Annotated in this window: 8 protein-coding genes and 3 pseudogenes; 3 read left to right on the top strand and 8 right to left on the bottom strand. The window is 51.6% G+C overall.

Annotated features, from left to right (window positions below; all coding sequences use genetic code 11):
- Nucleotides 1-29: 29 nt before the first annotated feature.
- The 4 genes and pseudogenes from putA to KW062_RS06350 form a co-directional block, all read right to left on the bottom strand.
- Nucleotides 30-3,845: pseudogene (gene putA / locus KW062_RS06365) on the bottom strand (trifunctional transcriptional regulator/proline dehydrogenase/L-glutamate gamma-semialdehyde dehydrogenase); the annotation flags it as partial.
- Between the two features lie 330 nt (nucleotides 3,846-4,175).
- On the bottom strand, nucleotides 4,176-5,096 hold the full coding sequence (gene lhpI, locus KW062_RS06360; RefSeq protein WP_105754973.1) for a bifunctional Delta(1)-pyrroline-2-carboxylate/Delta(1)-piperideine-2-carboxylate reductase: 921 nt from the start codon (nucleotides 5,094-5,096) through the stop codon (nucleotides 4,176-4,178).
- Between the two features lie 117 nt (nucleotides 5,097-5,213).
- Nucleotides 5,214-6,662: a short-chain fatty acid transporter gene (locus KW062_RS06355; RefSeq protein WP_105754974.1), complete on the bottom strand. Its 1,449-nt coding sequence runs from the start codon at nucleotides 6,660-6,662 to the stop codon at nucleotides 5,214-5,216.
- A 184-nt stretch (nucleotides 6,663-6,846) separates the two neighbouring features.
- A complete protein-coding gene (locus tag KW062_RS06350; RefSeq protein ID WP_105754975.1) occupies nucleotides 6,847-10,278 on the bottom strand; it encodes a molybdopterin-dependent oxidoreductase in 3,432 nt (1,143 codons plus the stop codon).
- A gap of 103 nt (nucleotides 10,279-10,381) precedes the next feature.
- Here KW062_RS06350 and KW062_RS06345 point away from each other — a divergent pair, with 103 nt between their 5' ends.
- On the top strand, nucleotides 10,382-11,278 hold the full coding sequence (locus KW062_RS06345; protein WP_218277056.1) for a LysR family transcriptional regulator: 897 nt from the start codon (nucleotides 10,382-10,384) through the stop codon (nucleotides 11,276-11,278).
- Between the two features lie 68 nt (nucleotides 11,279-11,346).
- Here the strand turns inward: KW062_RS06345 and KW062_RS06340 are convergent.
- Nucleotides 11,347-12,470: pseudogene (locus KW062_RS06340) on the bottom strand (IS3 family transposase).
- 262 nt (nucleotides 12,471-12,732) lie between these two features.
- On the opposite strand from KW062_RS06340, the gene KW062_RS06335 reads away from it, so the two are divergent.
- The gene (locus KW062_RS06335) at nucleotides 12,733-13,146 is read left to right on the top strand and encodes a hypothetical protein (protein WP_177433266.1); all 414 of its coding nucleotides are present in this window, start codon (nucleotides 12,733-12,735) and stop codon (nucleotides 13,144-13,146) included.
- 420 nt (nucleotides 13,147-13,566) lie between these two features.
- Nucleotides 13,567-14,919: an OprD family outer membrane porin gene (locus KW062_RS06330; RefSeq protein ID WP_105754976.1), complete on the top strand. Its 1,353-nt coding sequence runs from the start codon at nucleotides 13,567-13,569 to the stop codon at nucleotides 14,917-14,919.
- Between the two features lie 242 nt (nucleotides 14,920-15,161).
- Here KW062_RS06330 and KW062_RS28800 read toward each other — a convergent pair.
- From KW062_RS28800 to KW062_RS06320, 3 genes and pseudogenes are all read right to left on the bottom strand, one after another.
- Nucleotides 15,162-15,268, bottom strand: a pseudogene (locus KW062_RS28800) (transcriptional regulator); the annotation flags it as partial.
- A 15-nt stretch (nucleotides 15,269-15,283) separates the two neighbouring features.
- Nucleotides 15,284-16,147 (bottom strand): amidohydrolase family protein, encoded by an 864-nt coding sequence (locus tag KW062_RS06325; protein WP_105754977.1) that lies wholly within the window; start codon nucleotides 16,145-16,147, stop codon nucleotides 15,284-15,286.
- 28 nt (nucleotides 16,148-16,175) lie between these two features.
- Entirely contained in the window at nucleotides 16,176-17,465 is a 1,290-nt protein-coding gene (locus KW062_RS06320; protein ID WP_105754978.1) for an MFS transporter, read from the bottom strand.
- Nucleotides 17,466-17,581 lie beyond the last annotated feature (116 nt).

Genomic DNA, 17,581 nt, shown 5'->3' with positions numbered 1-17,581 from the left:
CCAATAGAAGCCCCCTTATCGATCCGGCCTCAACCGATGGTCATCAAACTGGCATTACCACCCGCAGCAGCTGTGTTGACACTCACAGAACGTTCAATCAGTAATCGTTCCAGCGCAATATCAGTTTCTCCTTTCGATTGTCCGTGCACACTGATAATCGCTCCACTTCGTTGAGCAACCGTTCGGCAAATTTCACGAAGTTCATTTGAATCGCCATGGTGCAATACTGCATCGAATTTCACATCGTGAATCTTCCAGTCTGTGACCGTAAGAATTCTCGCCTGAACCGAAGGAGGCAATCGACTAATAAGCGCACGACTTTTAGCGTTGGCGACTATCAAGGCACGACTACCAACCGCCAATACCGCAGCCAATTGGATCAGGAGATCGTCCTCAATCTCAGCCAGGCACAGAATTTGTTCGCGCGGAAGCAAAATATAGCTATTACGCTCACCGGTTGGGCCCATCAGCACTCGGGTAACGCCACTTTGAGATTGCTGTGTAAAGTGAACACACAGCCCGACCAAGCTTAACCTTTTATTGTCTGCGGCCCATTTTTTCAATTCATCGATCGGCGCAGAATCAAATGAACGTTCGGATACATTCGTCTTGCAAAACGAGCTGTTGCGTTGAAATGAACTCGAAATTGCATTGACTGGACGTGCCGAGAGAAGGCGGTACAGGTACAGCGGGCCACCAGCTTTTGGCCCCGTTCCTGAGAGCCCCTCTCCACCAAACGGCTGCACACCAACAACTGCGCCGACAACGTTGCGGTTCACGTAGATGTTCCCCACGTGGGCGTTGTCTACGACCTTGGCGATAGTCTCATCAATGCGCGTATGAACGCCTAATGTTAACCCATAGCCACAATTGTTGATTTGATCCACTAAGCGATCCAGCTCCTTACGCGCGTACCGAACAACGTGTAAGACTGGCCCGAAAATCTCTCGCTCCAGCTCCTCGATACTTTGCAGTTCAATCAGCGTCGGTATGACATAAGTCCCACGTCGAGTTTCTTCGGTGTTTGCGATTGCGATCTGATAAACATTTCGCCCTTTGGTGCGCATCGATTGAATGTGTTTTTCAATGCCCGCTTTGGCGCCGCTATCGATGACGGGCCCGATATCAACGCTCAACCGATCTGGGTTGCCAAGGCGGTACTCAGCCATTGCCCCCTTGAGCATTTCGATAACGTCGTCAGCGGAGTCCTCTTGCAAGCACAGGACTCGCAGTGCTGAACAACGTTGACCCGCGCTGTCGAAAGCAGAAGTGATGACATCGAAAACCACCTGCTCCGTCAACGCGGACGAGTCGACAATCATCGCATTTTGTCCGCCAGTTTCCGCGATCAGGGGCACTGGCCGACCTCGCTCATCAAGACGCCCGGCCAGGGTCTCTTGCAAGGAGCGAGCTACCTCGGTGGAACCCGTGAACATCACACCTTTCACGCGCTCATCCGCGATCATTGCTGAACCTAGAATGCGTCCACTTCCTGGTAGTAATTGCAACGCCGACTTAGGTACACCTGCCTCCAGAAGCAATCGTACGGCTTGGGCCGCGATCAGTGATGTTTGTGCAGCAGGTTTGGCCAACACCGGATTACCCGCCGCGAGCGCCGCCGCTACCTGGCCTGTAAAAATCGCCAGCGGGAAGTTCCAGGGGCTGATACAAACGACTGGGCCCAAGGGTAGGTAGGTGTCGTTGTTGAAATCATTGCGTGCCTGTACGGCGTAATACCTGAGGAAGTCCGCCGCTTCTCGCACCTCTGAAATGGCATTTGCAAAGGTCTTTCCAGCCTCGCGCACCAACAGTCCTATCAGTGGCTGGGTCTGAGCCTCCATCAGCGTTGCAGCTCGCTCCAGAATGGCCGCGCGCTCACTGAGCGGCGTCGACAGCCAAACGGGAACTGCGCGCACCGCGCACTCCAATGCGTTGCTGACATCTTCAAGATCTGCGTGCTGAACATGGCCTACAACATCACGCAGGTTGGACGGGTTACGCACCTCCTCCGTTTTGCCGTCACTGGCTGAACAGCCCAGCATGGGGGCAGCGAACCATTCAGCACGCGTGGTGCTAACCAGCGCATCCGCCAGAGCCGCCAGGCGATGCTCGTTCGCGAGATCGATGCCCGCCGAGTTTGGTCGTTCGACACCATACAGATCACGTGGCAAGGGGACGCGAGGATGAGGTAAACCCAAGGCACCCTCTTTCAGCGCAAGGCTTTCGATCTTTCTGACCGGGTCGGCGACCAGCTCCTTGATTGACACTGACTTGTCAGCAATCAAATTGACGAAAGATGTATTCGCCCCGTTCTCCAACAGCCTGCGAACCAGGTAGGCAAGCAATGTCTGGTGAGTGCCCACGGGAGCGTAAATTCGGCAAGGGCGATTCAGTTTCCCATCGCTCACCTTGCCCACGACCTGCTGGTAAAGTGACTCCCCCATTCCGTGAAGACACTGAAACTCGTATTGGCCAGGGTAATAATTGTCGCCCGCAATATAGTAGATGGCCGACAACGTATGCGCGTTATGCGTGGCAAACTGAGGGTAGATCGCCTCAGGGGCAGATAACAGTTTGCGCGCACAGGCTATGTAGGAAACATCGGTGTACACCTTACGGGTGTAAACCGGATAGTCCTCCAATCCTTCGACTTGGGCACGCTTGATTTCACTGTCCCAATACGCCCCCTTTACTAAACGAATCATGAGGCGGTGGTGGCTGCGCTCAGCCAAGTCAATCACGTAGTCAATCACGTAAGGGCAGCGTTTTTGGTAAGCCTGGATCACAAACCCAATACCGTTCCAACCTGCCAGTTGCGGCTCAAAGCACAAGCGCTCCAACAGATCCAACGACAGTTCGAGCCGATCGGATTCTTCAGCATCGATGTTGAGGCCAATATCGTATTGCTTGGCGAGCAACGTCAGCGACAGCAGACGGGGATAAAGTTCATCCATGACCCGACCATACTGCGCACGGCTGTAACGTGGATGCAGTGCAGAAAGCTTGATCGAAATTCCGGGGCCTTGATAAATACCACGGTTGCTTGAGGCCTTACCGATTGCATGGATTGCTTGCTCGTAGGACACCAGGTATCTCTGCGCGTCGTGTTCGCTCAGTGCCGCTTCGCCCAGCATGTCGTAAGAGTAGCGAAAACCTTCCTCCTCTAGACGATTGGCATTACTCAATGCCTGCGCAATCGACTCCCCTGTGACGAACTGCTCCCCCATCATGCGCATGGCCATATCCACGCTCTTGCGGATCAGGGGTTCTCCCCCTTTACTGATGATCCGACGAAGCAGCGAGGTGAGCCCTGCTTCGCTGTTAGTCGATACCAATTTTCCCGTGAGCAATAAGCCCCAGGTAGCGGCATTAACAAACATCGACGGACTGTTACCCAAGTGAGGCCCCCAGTCGCCAGAGCTGATCTTGTCGCGAATAAGTGCATCGCGGGTACCCTTATCAGGAATCCGCAACAGCGCTTCGGCCAGGCACATCAGTGCAACGCCCTCTTGGGAGGACAAAGAGAACTCCTGCAGAAGTCCCTGAACGAGACCCGCACGCCCCCCTGCATTTTTTTGGTTCCGAAGCTTTTCTGCGATGGACGCCGCCAGCTCGCAGGCTGAGGTTGCCATTTTTTCCGGAAGGCGGGCTTGCTCCAACAGCATAGGCACGACTTCCGTTTCTGGACGACGATAAGCCGCCGTGATGGCTGCCCGCATAACGGACTGCGGAAGAATGCTTGCAGCAAACTCAGCAAATGGCTCATGCAGGTCATTGGGCATGATGTTTCCTGGTTCGCCAGTCTCTTTACCGACCATCTCGTTCAAATAGTTCAACGTCGTGCCCTCCGCAATATTGCTAGGAACTTTAAAAATTTATGTATCGCAAGCGAATGTGGTCTGAGATCAATCGGCCCGACGGCCAACTAAACACAATCGCGATTAGAATCCCCGACGCTCATGGAGTTGGCGAAACCACCTGATTGATTACCCAGTTGTAACTCGCAGATTCCGAGGGCCGTTAAACCACTTAACAAAGAGATAAAAACAACTCTTTAAACTCGATCACTAACGCGCTCAGAAAACAGCGCTTACAACTCCAGTTAATAAACTCATCGATATAGGGCTCGACTTAATCAACTGGAGGGATTTCGCAACAAACCAATCAGCTGATTACTAGACGCCCAATTTAGCTCGTGCTACGCGGCAGGCAGCTAAATCCCATGCACCCGTACCCACGCTTTTGAAGACAATCGGACGAGTCAGATCGGGTGTATCTGTGAAGGCCGAAGCCAAGGATCGAGTTTGAGTCCAATCAATACCAGCTTGAATCAGGTCGCCAGCCTCATGCTTCGCCCCTGCTGGATCATCGATATAAATATCACTGCTGAACAACGTATTTTTTCCGATTTCAGCCATTTCTGGTTTGAACGCTCCAACGCCCACTACAAGCCTTCCTACTTGTCCAGATTGGTTGTAGACAGGCACAGTGCTAGTGGTCAACGTGATGATCACATCGACTGTCTCTGGCACCTCGTCATCAACACACGGATGTAGATTAGGGTGTACCCTACGGTTGGTTGTGCAGAATTGCTGAGCGTCAGCTGCGTTGATTCCACGCATCCAAACTTTACTTTCTGGGTACAGCGCCTGAATCGCCTGCAAGTGATAGGTCGCCTGCGTCCCGGTGCCGATGATGAGAATTTCTTTTGGCAGAGCTTCCTTGAATGTACGGATCACCAACATGGTTACTGCCGCCGTGCGACGGCCCGTGACTTCAGGCCCATCCAGAATGAACAACGGGCTCCCCGTTTCTGCGTCATAAACCGAAACATGACCGTGAATCGTTGGAATATTGAGATCCCGATTCTTCGGTTGTACGTTAACCAATTTATGAATCGCCAGATCTTCAGAGACTGCGGGCATGCTCAGCATGACTCCCCCTAAAGCCATAGGCACAACCATACGCTCCGGACTGGTAATCTGGCCCTGGGTATACTCCTGCGACGCTTGTTCAATTGCATCTGTCAGTTGAGCGAAATCCAGCAGCGCAGCGGTTTCTGCCTTGTCACAGATGATGTATTTTTTATCGGCCATGTCATTCTCCGTTTATAGTTTTGTCGATACACATCCAACAGTAATAGTTGGCAATGCAGACGAAGCGCTTTAGATGCTGTTATAAAACAGCACCTAAACATTTGCCTGGACAGTTGTTTATTTACCCGGAATTACCGGCGCAATGTATTGGAACGTACTGGCGAAGAACCACAACAAAAATAATACGAGCGGCAAATGCACCAGTAACTGCGTGAACGTAAAGCCAACAATATCCCGGGCTCGCAATCCTAGAACACCTAGTAGCGGTAACATCCAAAACGGGTTAATCAAATTGGGGAGCGCTTCGGCGGCATTGTAAATCTGCACCGACCAGCCAAGATTGACCTTCAGCTCATTTGCCGCCTGTAATACATAAGGTGCTTCGATCAGCCACTTACCGCCACCGGATGGAATGAAAAACCCCAAAATAGCGGAATAGAGCCCCATGACCGCTGAAAAAGTATCGTATGAAGCGACCGAAACAAACCCTGACGCCAACACATGAGAAAGCGTTTGGCCATCAACGTTGGCCGCCTTCGTCATGATGTAGGCAATGCCCCCATAGAGTGGGAATTGAATCAGTACTCCTGCTACCGAAGGTACGGCTTTGGCAAAGGCACGGATAAAACGGATTGGCCGCCAGCACAGAAGCATACCCAGCGTCAGAAACAGAAAGTTATACGTATTGAGGTTTGATATCGCGAGCACTGGATCTTTAGTGGTGAATTCACTGTAAAGCCAGAGCGAGCTAAGCAAGACCACCAGAACCGTCATCACCGGCGAGTATTCGAGCCATTCACCAGGACGCTGAGGTTTACTGACCACCAAATTGATTTCAGTCAGATCGACACCCAAATCAGCGGCGGTTTTAACTCGATTTCCAGTAGGTGTAGAGAAATAGGCGATTGCGACGGAGACCACAATCAGAATCGCTGTCATCAACATCGATTGCCAAGAAAAAATCGTTTCCGAAAACGGAATGACACCACTGATTTCAATGAGGCCTGTCGGCAAGCTCGCTGGGTTGGCCATCAGTTGAGCAGCGGACGAACTCAGACCCAAGGCCCACGTGGCGCCCATACCCAAGTAAGCGGCGGCCCCGGCTGCACGGTAATCTAGGTGCAAGTCGTTGCGTCGAGCCATGGCCTTGGCCAATAAGCCACTCAGGATCAAGCTGATCGCCCAATTGAACAACGACGTACCCAAGCTCACACATGCCACGAGTACCACGGCACCTCGTGCAGTGCGAGGCATGCGAGCCAAGGAGTCGATCAATCGTGAAGCGAGCGGTGAGACCGCGACGATGTAACCCGAAATAGCTACCAGAGCCATTTGCATCGTGAACGGAATCAGCGTCCAGTAGCCATCGCCAAATCCACGAGCGACCTGTACCAAGGGAACGCCCATGGACATCGCAGCCAATGTCACGACGATTACGGCAAGCGCTGCAAAAATATAGGCTTCGGGGAACCATTTTTCCGACCAATTACTGACCGAAATGGCAATACGCTCTAAGCGGCCCGAAGTGCTCTTATACCCAACATTACTCAATCGTTCAGTGTTCATGCTAGTACTCCTTGCATGCTCAACTGGAGTTGGCTTTTTGAAATGTCACGCAAAAAACCGCTGCTACGACATGACTCAAGACAGCAGCAGGACGGCTCTGCTTGATTCAACGTTGGAAGAACCTTTGTACTGCGCATTTTTATTTTCCTTCTAGGTTCGTACATGTTTCTGACTCCTGGTTGAATCAAGCATCCAGCGTCAGATTTGTTGTTGGTATGGCTTGGCACGCCAAGCAAATCTCCGGATCCTCCGGTTCACTACCATGAAGATGGCTGACTTCCCCTTTCAGAACTCTTACCGCACAACTTTCGCATTGACCCACCCTGCAACCACTAGGAAGTTCAATACCCAGGTTTTCCGAAAATGTGAGAAGTGGCCCAGCCTCGCTTGTCCATGTATGGGTTCTCCCACTACGAGAGAAAGTAATTTCAAATGCCCCGTTGGCTTCGATTTTCGAAGCAATGGGGGAACGGAATATTTCTTTGAAAACATCGAATCGAGGAACACCAGCGCTTAATAAGCCTTCTGTCAGCGCCTTCATCATGACGGGAGGCCCACACATATAGTGCAGAGCACGACGGGCCATCCAATTATCCTCAACTAAATTAAGATTTAAATACCCATGAATAACATCAGCATTAAAAGCAGCACCCACTTCAGGCTCGCTGTAAACATTGATTATTTTCAATCCAGGCAGGTGCAATTGAAGTTCTTTTAAGCGCTTTTCAAATGCATGGCCTCGATGATTGCGATTACCGTAGAGCAACAGCATCTCGGCCTTGGATTTCGCTGCGACAGCGGTTTCCAGCGCGCACAAAAATGGAGTGATGCCGATTCCGCCCGCATAAAAAACCAAGGGACGTGATGAATGCACAGGGATAACGAATGTTCCGCTGGGTGCCTGAAGCTCTACTCTGTCGCCAATTTTCAATCGCTGGTTGATGTGCTTTGAGACCAGACCATCCCAATCCTCACCCATTGGCCCGCGAGCTTTCGCATGACGCACAGCGATCTGGTATTGGCTTTTACCTGGCTCAACAGCAGGCCCGGTTAAGGAATAAGAACGCACAGCAATCGTTCTCGGCGTGATCAATCCCTGGTCAGGATCAGTCACATCCAGCCGGATGGTCACATGTTGGCCGGACTCATAATTGGGAAGCAGTCCTCCATCAATCGGCTCCATGGAGACTTGCGTGACATCTTCACCTTGAGCGTCCAACGCAGTGATGACGAACGGACGATAGCCTTTCCATCGTGAGGGCTGGAGTTGTTCGCTAGCTTCTCTGGACACATCGCAGGTGAATGCGCGCAGAGGTACTGATCCGCTCACGGGGTCTACACGCTGAGTATCGATCAGGCTGTTGTAATTGCTGTTGTCCTCACCCAAGACACGCATTGCCGGCTGCCCGAGCGGGACGCAACTCTGCCACCAGCCGAACTCACCGACCAGCACACGCGGATGGAGTGAATCAATGAGTCTAGCGCGAAATCTCGCACTTCCCATGCGGGTCGTGACGCGAACCCAGTCCTGATCAGCGATGCCTTTTTCCCAGGCCAACTCAGAGGAAATGTCCAATAAAGGCGATGGCGACTTGCGCCTCAAACTCGCCACACTGCGCTGTTGGCTATGGCAAAAATAACCACTTTTCGCACTGGTCAACACATAGGGAAAGTGACTATCCGTCGCCATGAGGTCTTGCTCAGCGACAAAATTTGGGAGAGGTGGGTAACCGTGCTCTAGCAACCGCTCACTGTAGAACTCAACTTTCCCCGTGGGCGTGGCAAACCCCGTGTTCCCATATTTATGGCTTTGTTGTACGACGCTGACCGAAATACCTTCCGGATGTTTGCGCAGTTCGTCGACGGTCAACCCGGACGGTTCAAGCATGGCGTTCCAGCCTTGCTCAAGTGTTCCGCCAAAGAAATCATCAGCGAAACCTAAACGGTTAACCAACGCAAAAACGATATCATTATCCGACCGGGCTTCTCCCCGGGAAGAAACCATCTGCTGGCGCAACTGAATATGCTGCTCAGCTTCTGCAGATACTTCAAATCCAATACGTAGTCCTTCGCGTTCCCATGGTGTATTGACCGGCAGAACAAGGTCAGCGTAATGAGAACTTGGATTTAAAAACAGATCGCAATGAGCATAGAAGTCGAGAGATTTCAGCGCTTCGATGCCCAAGGCGGTGTCGCTGTGTGAGGACAGTAGGTTTGTGCCAAAAGCGAGCATGCCCTCGACGCGGTAGGGAGCGCCCGTGGTAATGGATTCGTAGAGATCGCGCGACGTAATCCAACCTTGTGCCGGAGGCCCTAAGGGTCGTTTGTCATACCCTAAAGCTTTGACCCGCTGTTCTTCTCGGACAAGATCCAGACCACTCACAGGCCGATAAGGGGGTTTGCGTAAGATCTGATTTCCACCCGCCGCGTCGTAACTGCCAGTCAACGCATAGAGGCACGCGATCGCTCGTTCGTTCTGTGTGGCATTGCTTTGCTGACCTACCCCCGACCAAGAGTGATACGCGACGCTCGAAGCCTCTGAGATGAGCGTTGCTGCTTGGTGCAAGTCTTCTTCACTCACCCAAGTCAATTCAGCCGTACGCTTGGGCGTGTAAGCAGCACAGGCCTGAGCATAAAGTTCAAACACCGGTTGGCATTCGATTAGCCCCGACTTCGTCCTGACTTGGAATCGCCCCCTCAAGGTTGCGTTTTGATAGTCCATTGCAACCTCGGCAGCTTCCGCTCGCGGCAGCACAGCAGCTTCTTCACGCAGGCTGTCCCAATACATCGGTTCATGCCCTGGCTTGAGACCCAAGTCATCAGCACGCAGAAAACGCCCGTTGTCACAACGCACCAAAGCGGGCGCGTTCGACCACGTCTGAACAAAGCAATGATCGAATCCGCCTTTGTTCAACAGGAGGTTCGCGATCCCCATGGCGAGCGCTGCATCGCTGCCAGGCCGCACGCGAAGCCAGACATCTGCTTGCTTGGCAAGAGCTGTTTCCCGCGGATCAACAACAAGGAGCTTCGCCCCGGCACGCCTTCCCTCTCCGATTGCATGGGCTTGGGCCAACCAGGTATTCGTCGGGTTATGGCCCCACAGCATGATAAGCCCCGCATGTGCGTAGTCCGCTGCCGGCATACCACTGCCGAAGGTGAACATGTGGGCAAAATCTTTGTGCCAGTTACAAATTTCGGTGGCGTAGCAGGTATTGGGGCTGCCGTACCGACGAATCAGACGTTCAATCCAATCGATACTGTCGCTCAAGGGAGTTCCGCTGGGCGTCGTTACACCAAAGGCAAAGGCCTCTGCGCCGCTACGCGATTTGATATCGGCCATGCGGCCAGCAATTTCATCCAGCGCTTCGTCCCAGGAAATTTGAACCCAGCCTGGGTCTGCGGCACCCTTGGGCTGCGTGCGGCGCATGGGATGGCGGAGCCTGTCCGCGTTATCGACCAATTCAGGAGCAGCTTTGCCTTTCAGGCACATGGCCTTACCCGTTGGATGCTCGGAGTCGGGACGAACTGCGATCAGGTTATCGCCTTGAACTTCGTTCAAGGTGCCGCACCGGGATCTACATAGGGTGCAGTAACCGCGTATAAGCTTGGCCGACACGATGTGCTCCTTTTTATTCTTCAAATTGCCATGTTGCTATGCTCTCCAAGCCGGCGCATTATTGCTAATTCAAATTTTAGAAAGACCAATATCGGTAAAATCGATGAAGCCAACCATCCGCCAACTGCAGCATTTCATTGCACTTGCAGACACGGGTCAGGTCTCCAAATCGGCTCTGCGTTGCCATATTTCGCAGTCCTCCATGACCGCCTCCCTCCAGAGCCTGGAGAAAACGCTAGAGACGCAGCTATTTTACCGGCAAGCGTCAGGCACGCGTTTGACCCCGGCTGGCTTGCGATTCCTGCGCAATGCCCAAAACATCATGAACGCCTTGGACGAGGCGGTTGAAGACTTGCATGTTCAACCCACACAACTTGAGGGCACCGTCAGAATCGGACTGACTGAAACGATAAGCGCCTACCTCATTGGGGTACTGCTTCCTTCCATTGAGCGTAAATTTCCAATGCTGGAAGTGGTTTGCGAGGAGCATGATCGAAAGGAGCTGGAATCAAGGCTGCGAAAAGGCGAGTTGGATTTCGCGATCATGCTCACGTCCAACCTCTCCATCTCCGACGATTTGGAATACGAAGTATTGGTTCGTTCAACTCGCCAACTTTGGGCCCACCCTGAGCACCCACTGATCGCCACGGAGCAGATTTCATTGCAGGATGTCGCAGGGCACAACTACATCCTGCTTGATATGGACGAACACATTTCCACACTTGATCGCTACTGGTCACCTTTTGAGATTAAACCAAAAGTACGTCTGCAAAGCCGCTCTATTGAAGCAGTGCGTAGCTTGGTCGCAGCAGGCCAAGGGGTCAGTATTTTGTCCGACTTTGTGTATCGCCCGTGGTCTCTTGAAGGACAACGTATTTCGAGGCGTATGCTAACGGATAAAATACCGACCATGGACATTGGTATCGTGTGGAGTTCTAAGTACTTGAGTATTAATCGCTGGGTAACGCTAGTTGAGTTGATTCGCTCGACTACGATTTAACTGTTATGACGACAACGCAGAAACAATTGCCCTATTGACGGCAACCTAAGAAAGCCGCCCCGGATTATCTACACACCTTGCAAGCTCATTGCGTAACGCTTTTCAAATTCTACCGGTGACAGCTGATTGTTGAAACTATGGCGGCCTTTTGCATTGCATAATGTAATCGAACACCTCGCTACGAGCATCATGCCGCGTGGTATGTATTTCCGCTTGATCCGTTCCCGTTTCAGAAGTTGGAAAAATCTCTCGGCAACGCAATTGTCATGACAGTTGTTTCGGCAACTCATACTGCTAACCAAATTGCTCGCCTTAAAAAAGCTGCGCCAATCGGTGCTGCTGTACTGGCTGCCTTAGTCGGAGTAGACCATCACCTCCCGTTTCGGTTTACGCCTCCAAACCAGCATCATTAACGCATCAATGACTAAATCACTGTCGTCTGCGACTTCACTGAACAGTCGTCAAATTGGCGTGAAAACAAATCCAGCACCACAGCCAAATACAGCCAGCCTTCATACGGTGCCCCAAAATTTGTTGGGTTCAACAACATCGAACTGGCGTTTCAGCAAATTAGGTGAGGCGACTGCTGGGTTACCTCCGTACTTTCCAAGGTGTCGTCCCTGTATGAGAACGCAGATCTTCAAGATGCATCTGCCTCGCCACACGATGGCGACCAAAATCCTTACCAACCTCACGCAGATCGTCATGGATTTTACGATAGCCATAAATTCCGCCGCTCTCCAGCCTTGAATACTTGATCAAACCCAGCAATCGCTGGTCGTCTCTAGCGCCGGCAGATTGCGGCTCGGACAACCAAGCATAATAACCACTGGGGTGAACTTTCAGCGCCTCGCAAAGGCGTCGTATCAAATAGTCGCCCGCTCGCTGCTTGATAAGGCGTACTTCAGCCGCACATTGGCAAAGTACGCGGCGGCCATTTTTAAGATGTCTCGCTCTTCAGTGACCCGCTTGAGTTCTGCTCGCAGACGACGCAGTTCAGGGTGTTGATCATCGTCCTGCTAACGCTCCTCTTGAGGTTCGCTCTAGCGCTTTATCCAGGCATCGAGGCTATGCGTCGACACACCAAGACGTGCCGGTACATGAGCGACAGGCAGCTTTTTTCGATCACTTGATCCACCGCTTGGATTTTGAATTCTTCGGGGTACGCGGTTTGCTCATGCCACCTCTTGATTGCCGTCGGTTTAAGGCAAAGAGGTATCTACGAATCTCGGTGCGATTCATCTGCGAGTGCAGTGAAATGCTGGAACTGGCGGATGGCTGGCTTCATCGATTTTATCGATATTGAACTTTCTAAAATTCTAATTAGCAATAATGGAGCGACTTGGAGAGCATAGCAACATGGCAATTTGAAAAATAAAAAAGGAGCAAATCGTCTCCTAAATAACCTGAATGATGGGTAGGTGTGGATTCAAATTAGAATAATAGGAGGCATTGTGGAGACAAGCACAACGGCGCCAATTGAGGTTGGCGAAAAAATGGTCGCGGGTTTCGCCAAGAAAGGGCTCGGCCAGGTTAATACTGCGATCCAAAATGATCGCGGTGACGGCCCCTATCATCGAATGGTGCTTCGCGGACTGTCGATCATTGATGGCATTGGAGCACCACCCTGGGAGTCAGCGGACATTTTAATTGAGGGCAATCGCACTACAGAGATTGCGGCCGTTGGAGTCCCTGGGCTCTACATCAATTCAAAACGCCGACCAGCTAAAAGCACCCAAGAAATCGATTGCGATGGCAAGTTTTCCCCTCCCGGCTTCATAGATAGTGATGCATACATGGGTACACCTTTCCACACAGAAAGCGGTGAAATGCTGCCGCTGACAAGCTGTGTCTTGCTCATGGAGTGACCTCAGTCAGAAGGTCGTCAAGGTAATGCAATCTTTCATTACACAATGATTGCAGACAAAACGAGTGCGCCATACACATACGGGTTTTGAGGTCAGCTGGACAAACAGCTTCAAATAGGAAAGCCAAACTACCCTTGCCAGCACTGATAATGACAGACCAAAAAATAGGATGCTGCGTTAACCAAGTAACCTACCACAACAACTTTACCATTTAACACTCGGGACAAGTCCCACCACCACTTCACCCGCTAAAAAACAACCAAAATACATTTACTTTCAATGCATCAGAAGAGTTTATAAACCAACCTTACCAGCCATACACTGGAGCAGGATCACAACACGATAAAACATGAAACACCACTCATAACGTCTCACACCTGCCAAACAAAAACCACTGATAAAAATACGAGCAGAACAACAATGATAAAATTTCCAAAAAGCGCCGCATTTGTATTCTTAACGTTTGGATCAACTGTTACTCAATATGCGCATGCCGACTTTCTGAAAGATAGCACATCCAGTATCAGCTCTAGATCACTTTATTTTGAAAATGACGTTCGTTCACAAAACACCGATCAACGGCAAACTGTCACCGGGCTTAAATTTGATTTTTCTTCGGGCTTTACCGAAGGCACCGTTGGTTTTGGCTCTGACTTGCAAGCAGTAACAGGTTTTAATTTGGATGGAGGGATAGATAACCACTCCCCTGCCACTGTCAACACTGTAAGCCCGGTCAGTAGTGATGGCACTCCTGTTAGTAACTGGTCAAGTATACGTGGTGCTGCCAAAATAAAATTTTCTAAATCCGAAATTAAGGTTGGCAATAGCCTAGCTCCGACCTTGCCTATCCTTGTGGCCAATGATGGGCGCCTATTGCCTGCCGCTTACAACGGCACTCAAATCACTTCAGAGGAAATTGACGATTTTACTCTAACGGGGGGCATGCTCGATAGAGAAGTTGGTCGAGCTTCAAGCAATTGGGCTGGCATTGCGATGAGTGGAGGCACACGGGGTTCAGATGGATTCTGGTTCGGAGGGGCCGATTGGAAGGTTAATAAAGACCTCACCCTTCAATACTACTACGCCAAACTTGAAGACTATTACACTCAGAACTTCTTTGGACTTGTACATATTGCTCAAATCGTTCCTGGCCAGACACTGAAAACAGACCTACGATATTTTAACAGCCGGTCTGATGGTATTAATGGACAAGATGGTTATAAATTTAATAACAACGGTGGCTTTGCAAAAATCCCTGGTGAAGTTAATAACGATACTTGGTCTGCAATGTTCACATACGCCATCGGGGGGCATTCATTCCTAATGGGCCATCAGCAAGTTGGCGACGATGGCGGAATGGCCTCAATTAGTAATGGTTCTGTGCGCGATGGTCGAGGACGTCCCGAGGGAGAGGGTGGCTCAAGCTATTATCTTTTCACAGACTCGATGATCAACTCTTTCACCCGCGCGGGGGAAAATACAACCTTTGGGCAGTATGCGTACGATTTTGCCCCACTCAGCCTACCAGGACTAAAAGCTTCTATTACCTATCTCCATGCAACAGACATTAAAGATGCAAGCGGGAACGGAGAAAAATATAAAGAGTGGGAGCGAGATTACCGCATTGACTATGTCATTCAATCTGGAGCTGCTAAAGGATTGGCTTTCTCATTACGTCGAGCGAACTTTCGAACTGATGTTCCTGAAGCACAAAGCGCTTTTGATACTGACCAAACACGTTTTTACGTTAACTACACCTACTCCTTTAAGTAAGCTTTAGTCAGAGTTACGAGACTGCTTCGACGCGGCCTCGCTCCCCAAAGGATATTGATTGGGCCAAATCTAAGCCTACATATATATTACTTGGAATATAAGGGGCGTCTAATTTAGAAAGCCGAACAGAACATTACTAACCATATCGTCATTGTGGCATTTTGCTCAGCCGGTATTGAACGTCACTTTGACTCGATCCGCGAGAAAGGGCCCTCTCGGGCCCTTTTGTACTCAAACCAAGATCACTTGGTCAGCCAGGACTCGACAGTAGCGAGCCGTGCTCAGCTTTCCATTCCTTCAGCGTCTTGTGGTTGCCGCCTTTGGTTTCGACGACTTCCCTGGTGTTAGGACATTGGCAGCTTCCTTAATCGACGGTTGTTACTAGTTCGCAACCAGATTGAAATCCGAATAACTCACTAGGCGCTTCCACGAGCAACGACCGCATAATCTGAGTCGAACTCTCCAGCGCTTGAAACTGCTCCACCACCGTACCGAAACCAATGCTGTCTTCATGCTGGGTGTGTGGCCAATCGCTGCCCCAAACCAAACGGCGCACGCCGAAACTCTGCAACAGGAGTGGTAAGGCAATCCTAGCAAATTTCAGGTTCTGTTGATCCGTTCCTTCCAATCGATAGATGCTGGAAACTTTCATCCATACCTGCCCGCTTACCCCCAGTTCCAACATCTCCAGAAAGCCTGGTTGATCAACGCCTAAACGCGCATCCGGACGACCGAAGTGATCGATCACGAGTTTGATGCCAAACGGCATCAGTTCACGAATCAACCCCGGTAAGTCCTCCACTTGGCGGTGCAACTCGACATGCCAGTTCAGTTCAGCGATGTGACCGAAGAAGTCTTTCCAAGCCGAGTCACGAAAGTCAGGTAAGACTTTACCCATAAGGTTCAAGCGAACGCCCACCACACCCAGTCGAGCCATTTCGCTCAACGTGTCGCGACTGACGTCCCGCTCCAGCACCACGACCCCTCGCAACTGCTCCGGGGCCTGGCGCAGCGCCGCCAGCAGATAGCTGTTGTCCGCGCCAAGAAAACTCGGTTGCACCAAAACGCCATGACTCAGGCCATGGGCCTGTAAATGCCCCAGGTACTGCGTGAGCGTAGCGTCGTAGCTAGGGGTATAACGCCGCACGGCGGCCAGGTTCAGCTCACGATTAAAAACGTGCGCATGGGAATCGATGCCGGTGATCGGCGTATTACAGGTATCAGGCATGGCTATCATCATTCGAAGGTAATGGTCATCAGGCCCGCGCACTCTCGTTACCGGTGACCGTGGATTGCACCGAAGTATTCGAGGCTTCAAGGGCACGACCACGGGTTTCCGGAAGACAAAGTGCCGCGATCACCGCTACGCCATAGGCAATTCCTGCGTCGATACCGATCGCAGACCCCAAGGACATGGAATCGCTCATGTGACCGACCAGGAATGGGAAGACCGCAGAGAGCACCCGGCCAAAGTTGTAGCAGAAACCTACACCAGCGCCGCGCACATCCGCTGGGTACAGCTCGTTGAATAGCGCCCCGAGGCTGGCCGGAATACCGGCGGCAAAGAAGCCGAGCGGGAAGCCCAGAAACAGCATTTGAGTATTCGTCAGTGGCAGAAACACATAACACTGCACGGTCACCACACAGCACAGAGCGAACAGCACGATGTTTTTACGACGGCCAATGCGGTCAATCAAATAACCACTGGCCACACAACCACACCAGAACGCAATGATGATCACCGCCAGGTAGCCACCCGAGTTTAAAACGGACAGGTTGCGCTCGGTCTTGAGGAAGGTCGGCAGCCAAGTCATCACCGCATGATAGCCACCGTGCGCACCCAGTCCCAAAAGGCCACCAAACAAGGTCACGCGAATCAGCTCGGGGCGGAAAATACCAGCCAGCGACTTGAAAAAACTTTGCGGGATGGCGTTCTCTTTTTGCAGGCGCTGGAAGCTGTCCGGCTCCTCGACGTTACGGCGCACCCAGATGATCAGAAACGACGGCAGCAGGCCAACGATAAACATCACACGCCAGGCCATATCCTGCGGTACAAACGAATAAATCAGCGCAAAAATCCCAACCGCCAGGCCCCAACCCACAGCCCAGGCACTTTGCACTGTGCCCATCACCTTGCCACGAAATTTAGGGTTGATGGTCTCGGCCATCAATACTGCGCCAGCGGCCCATTCACCGCCAATACCGAAGCCTTGCAGTGCTTTGACGATCAGCAACTGATGGAAACCAGTGACGAACGCGGACAGAAAGGTGAAGAACGAGAACCACAAAATCATCCATTGCAATGTGCGTACTCGGCCATAGCGGTCGGACAATGTGCCCCCTACCCAACCGCCGATGGCCGAAGTGACGAGTGTGACGCCACTGATCAGCCCCGCATCCCCCTTGGTCAGGGCGAACGCGGCGATCAACGCCGGAATCGCCAAGCCAAACATTTGTACTTCCAGTGCATCGAGCGACCATCCGCCGAAGCAGGCCCAAAACGTTTTGCGCTCCCGAGGAGTGACTTGGCGATACCAGCTGAACATGGTTCTTATCCTTATATGTGGAACGTAAGGCAGCCGAGGGCGAACCGCTCCGCTACAGGGCCAGTTTTGGCAAACAATCAGGTAACAGCGACGATCTGCGCGTCGCTGAACATCTC

It is taken from the genome of Pseudomonas fluorescens, from assembly GCF_019212185.1.
Taxonomy (GTDB): Bacteria; Pseudomonadota; Gammaproteobacteria; order Pseudomonadales; family Pseudomonadaceae; genus Aquipseudomonas.
Note: the sequence above shows the minus strand (reverse complement) of the source record. Positions and strands in the feature narration are given on the sequence as shown.

What these genes read in the sequence shown, in the direction of transcription:
- KW062_RS06330 (WP_105754976.1), top strand. Translation starts at nt 13,567, where the DNA reads ATGATAAAATTTCCAAAAAGCGCCGCATTTGTATTCTTAACGTTTGGA.
- lhpI (WP_105754973.1), bottom strand. Translation starts at nt 5,096, where the DNA reads ATGGCCGATAAAAAATACATCATCTGTGACAAGGCAGAAACCGCTGCG.
- KW062_RS06345 (WP_218277056.1), top strand. Translation starts at nt 10,382, where the DNA reads ATGAAGCCAACCATCCGCCAACTGCAGCATTTCATTGCACTTGCAGAC.
- KW062_RS06355 (WP_105754974.1), bottom strand. Translation starts at nt 6,662, where the DNA reads ATGAACACTGAACGATTGAGTAATGTTGGGTATAAGAGCACTTCGGGC.
- KW062_RS06325 (WP_105754977.1), bottom strand. Translation starts at nt 16,147, where the DNA reads ATGCCTGATACCTGTAATACGCCGATCACCGGCATCGATTCCCATGCG.
- KW062_RS06320 (WP_105754978.1), bottom strand. Translation starts at nt 17,465, where the DNA reads ATGTTCAGCTGGTATCGCCAAGTCACTCCTCGGGAGCGCAAAACGTTT.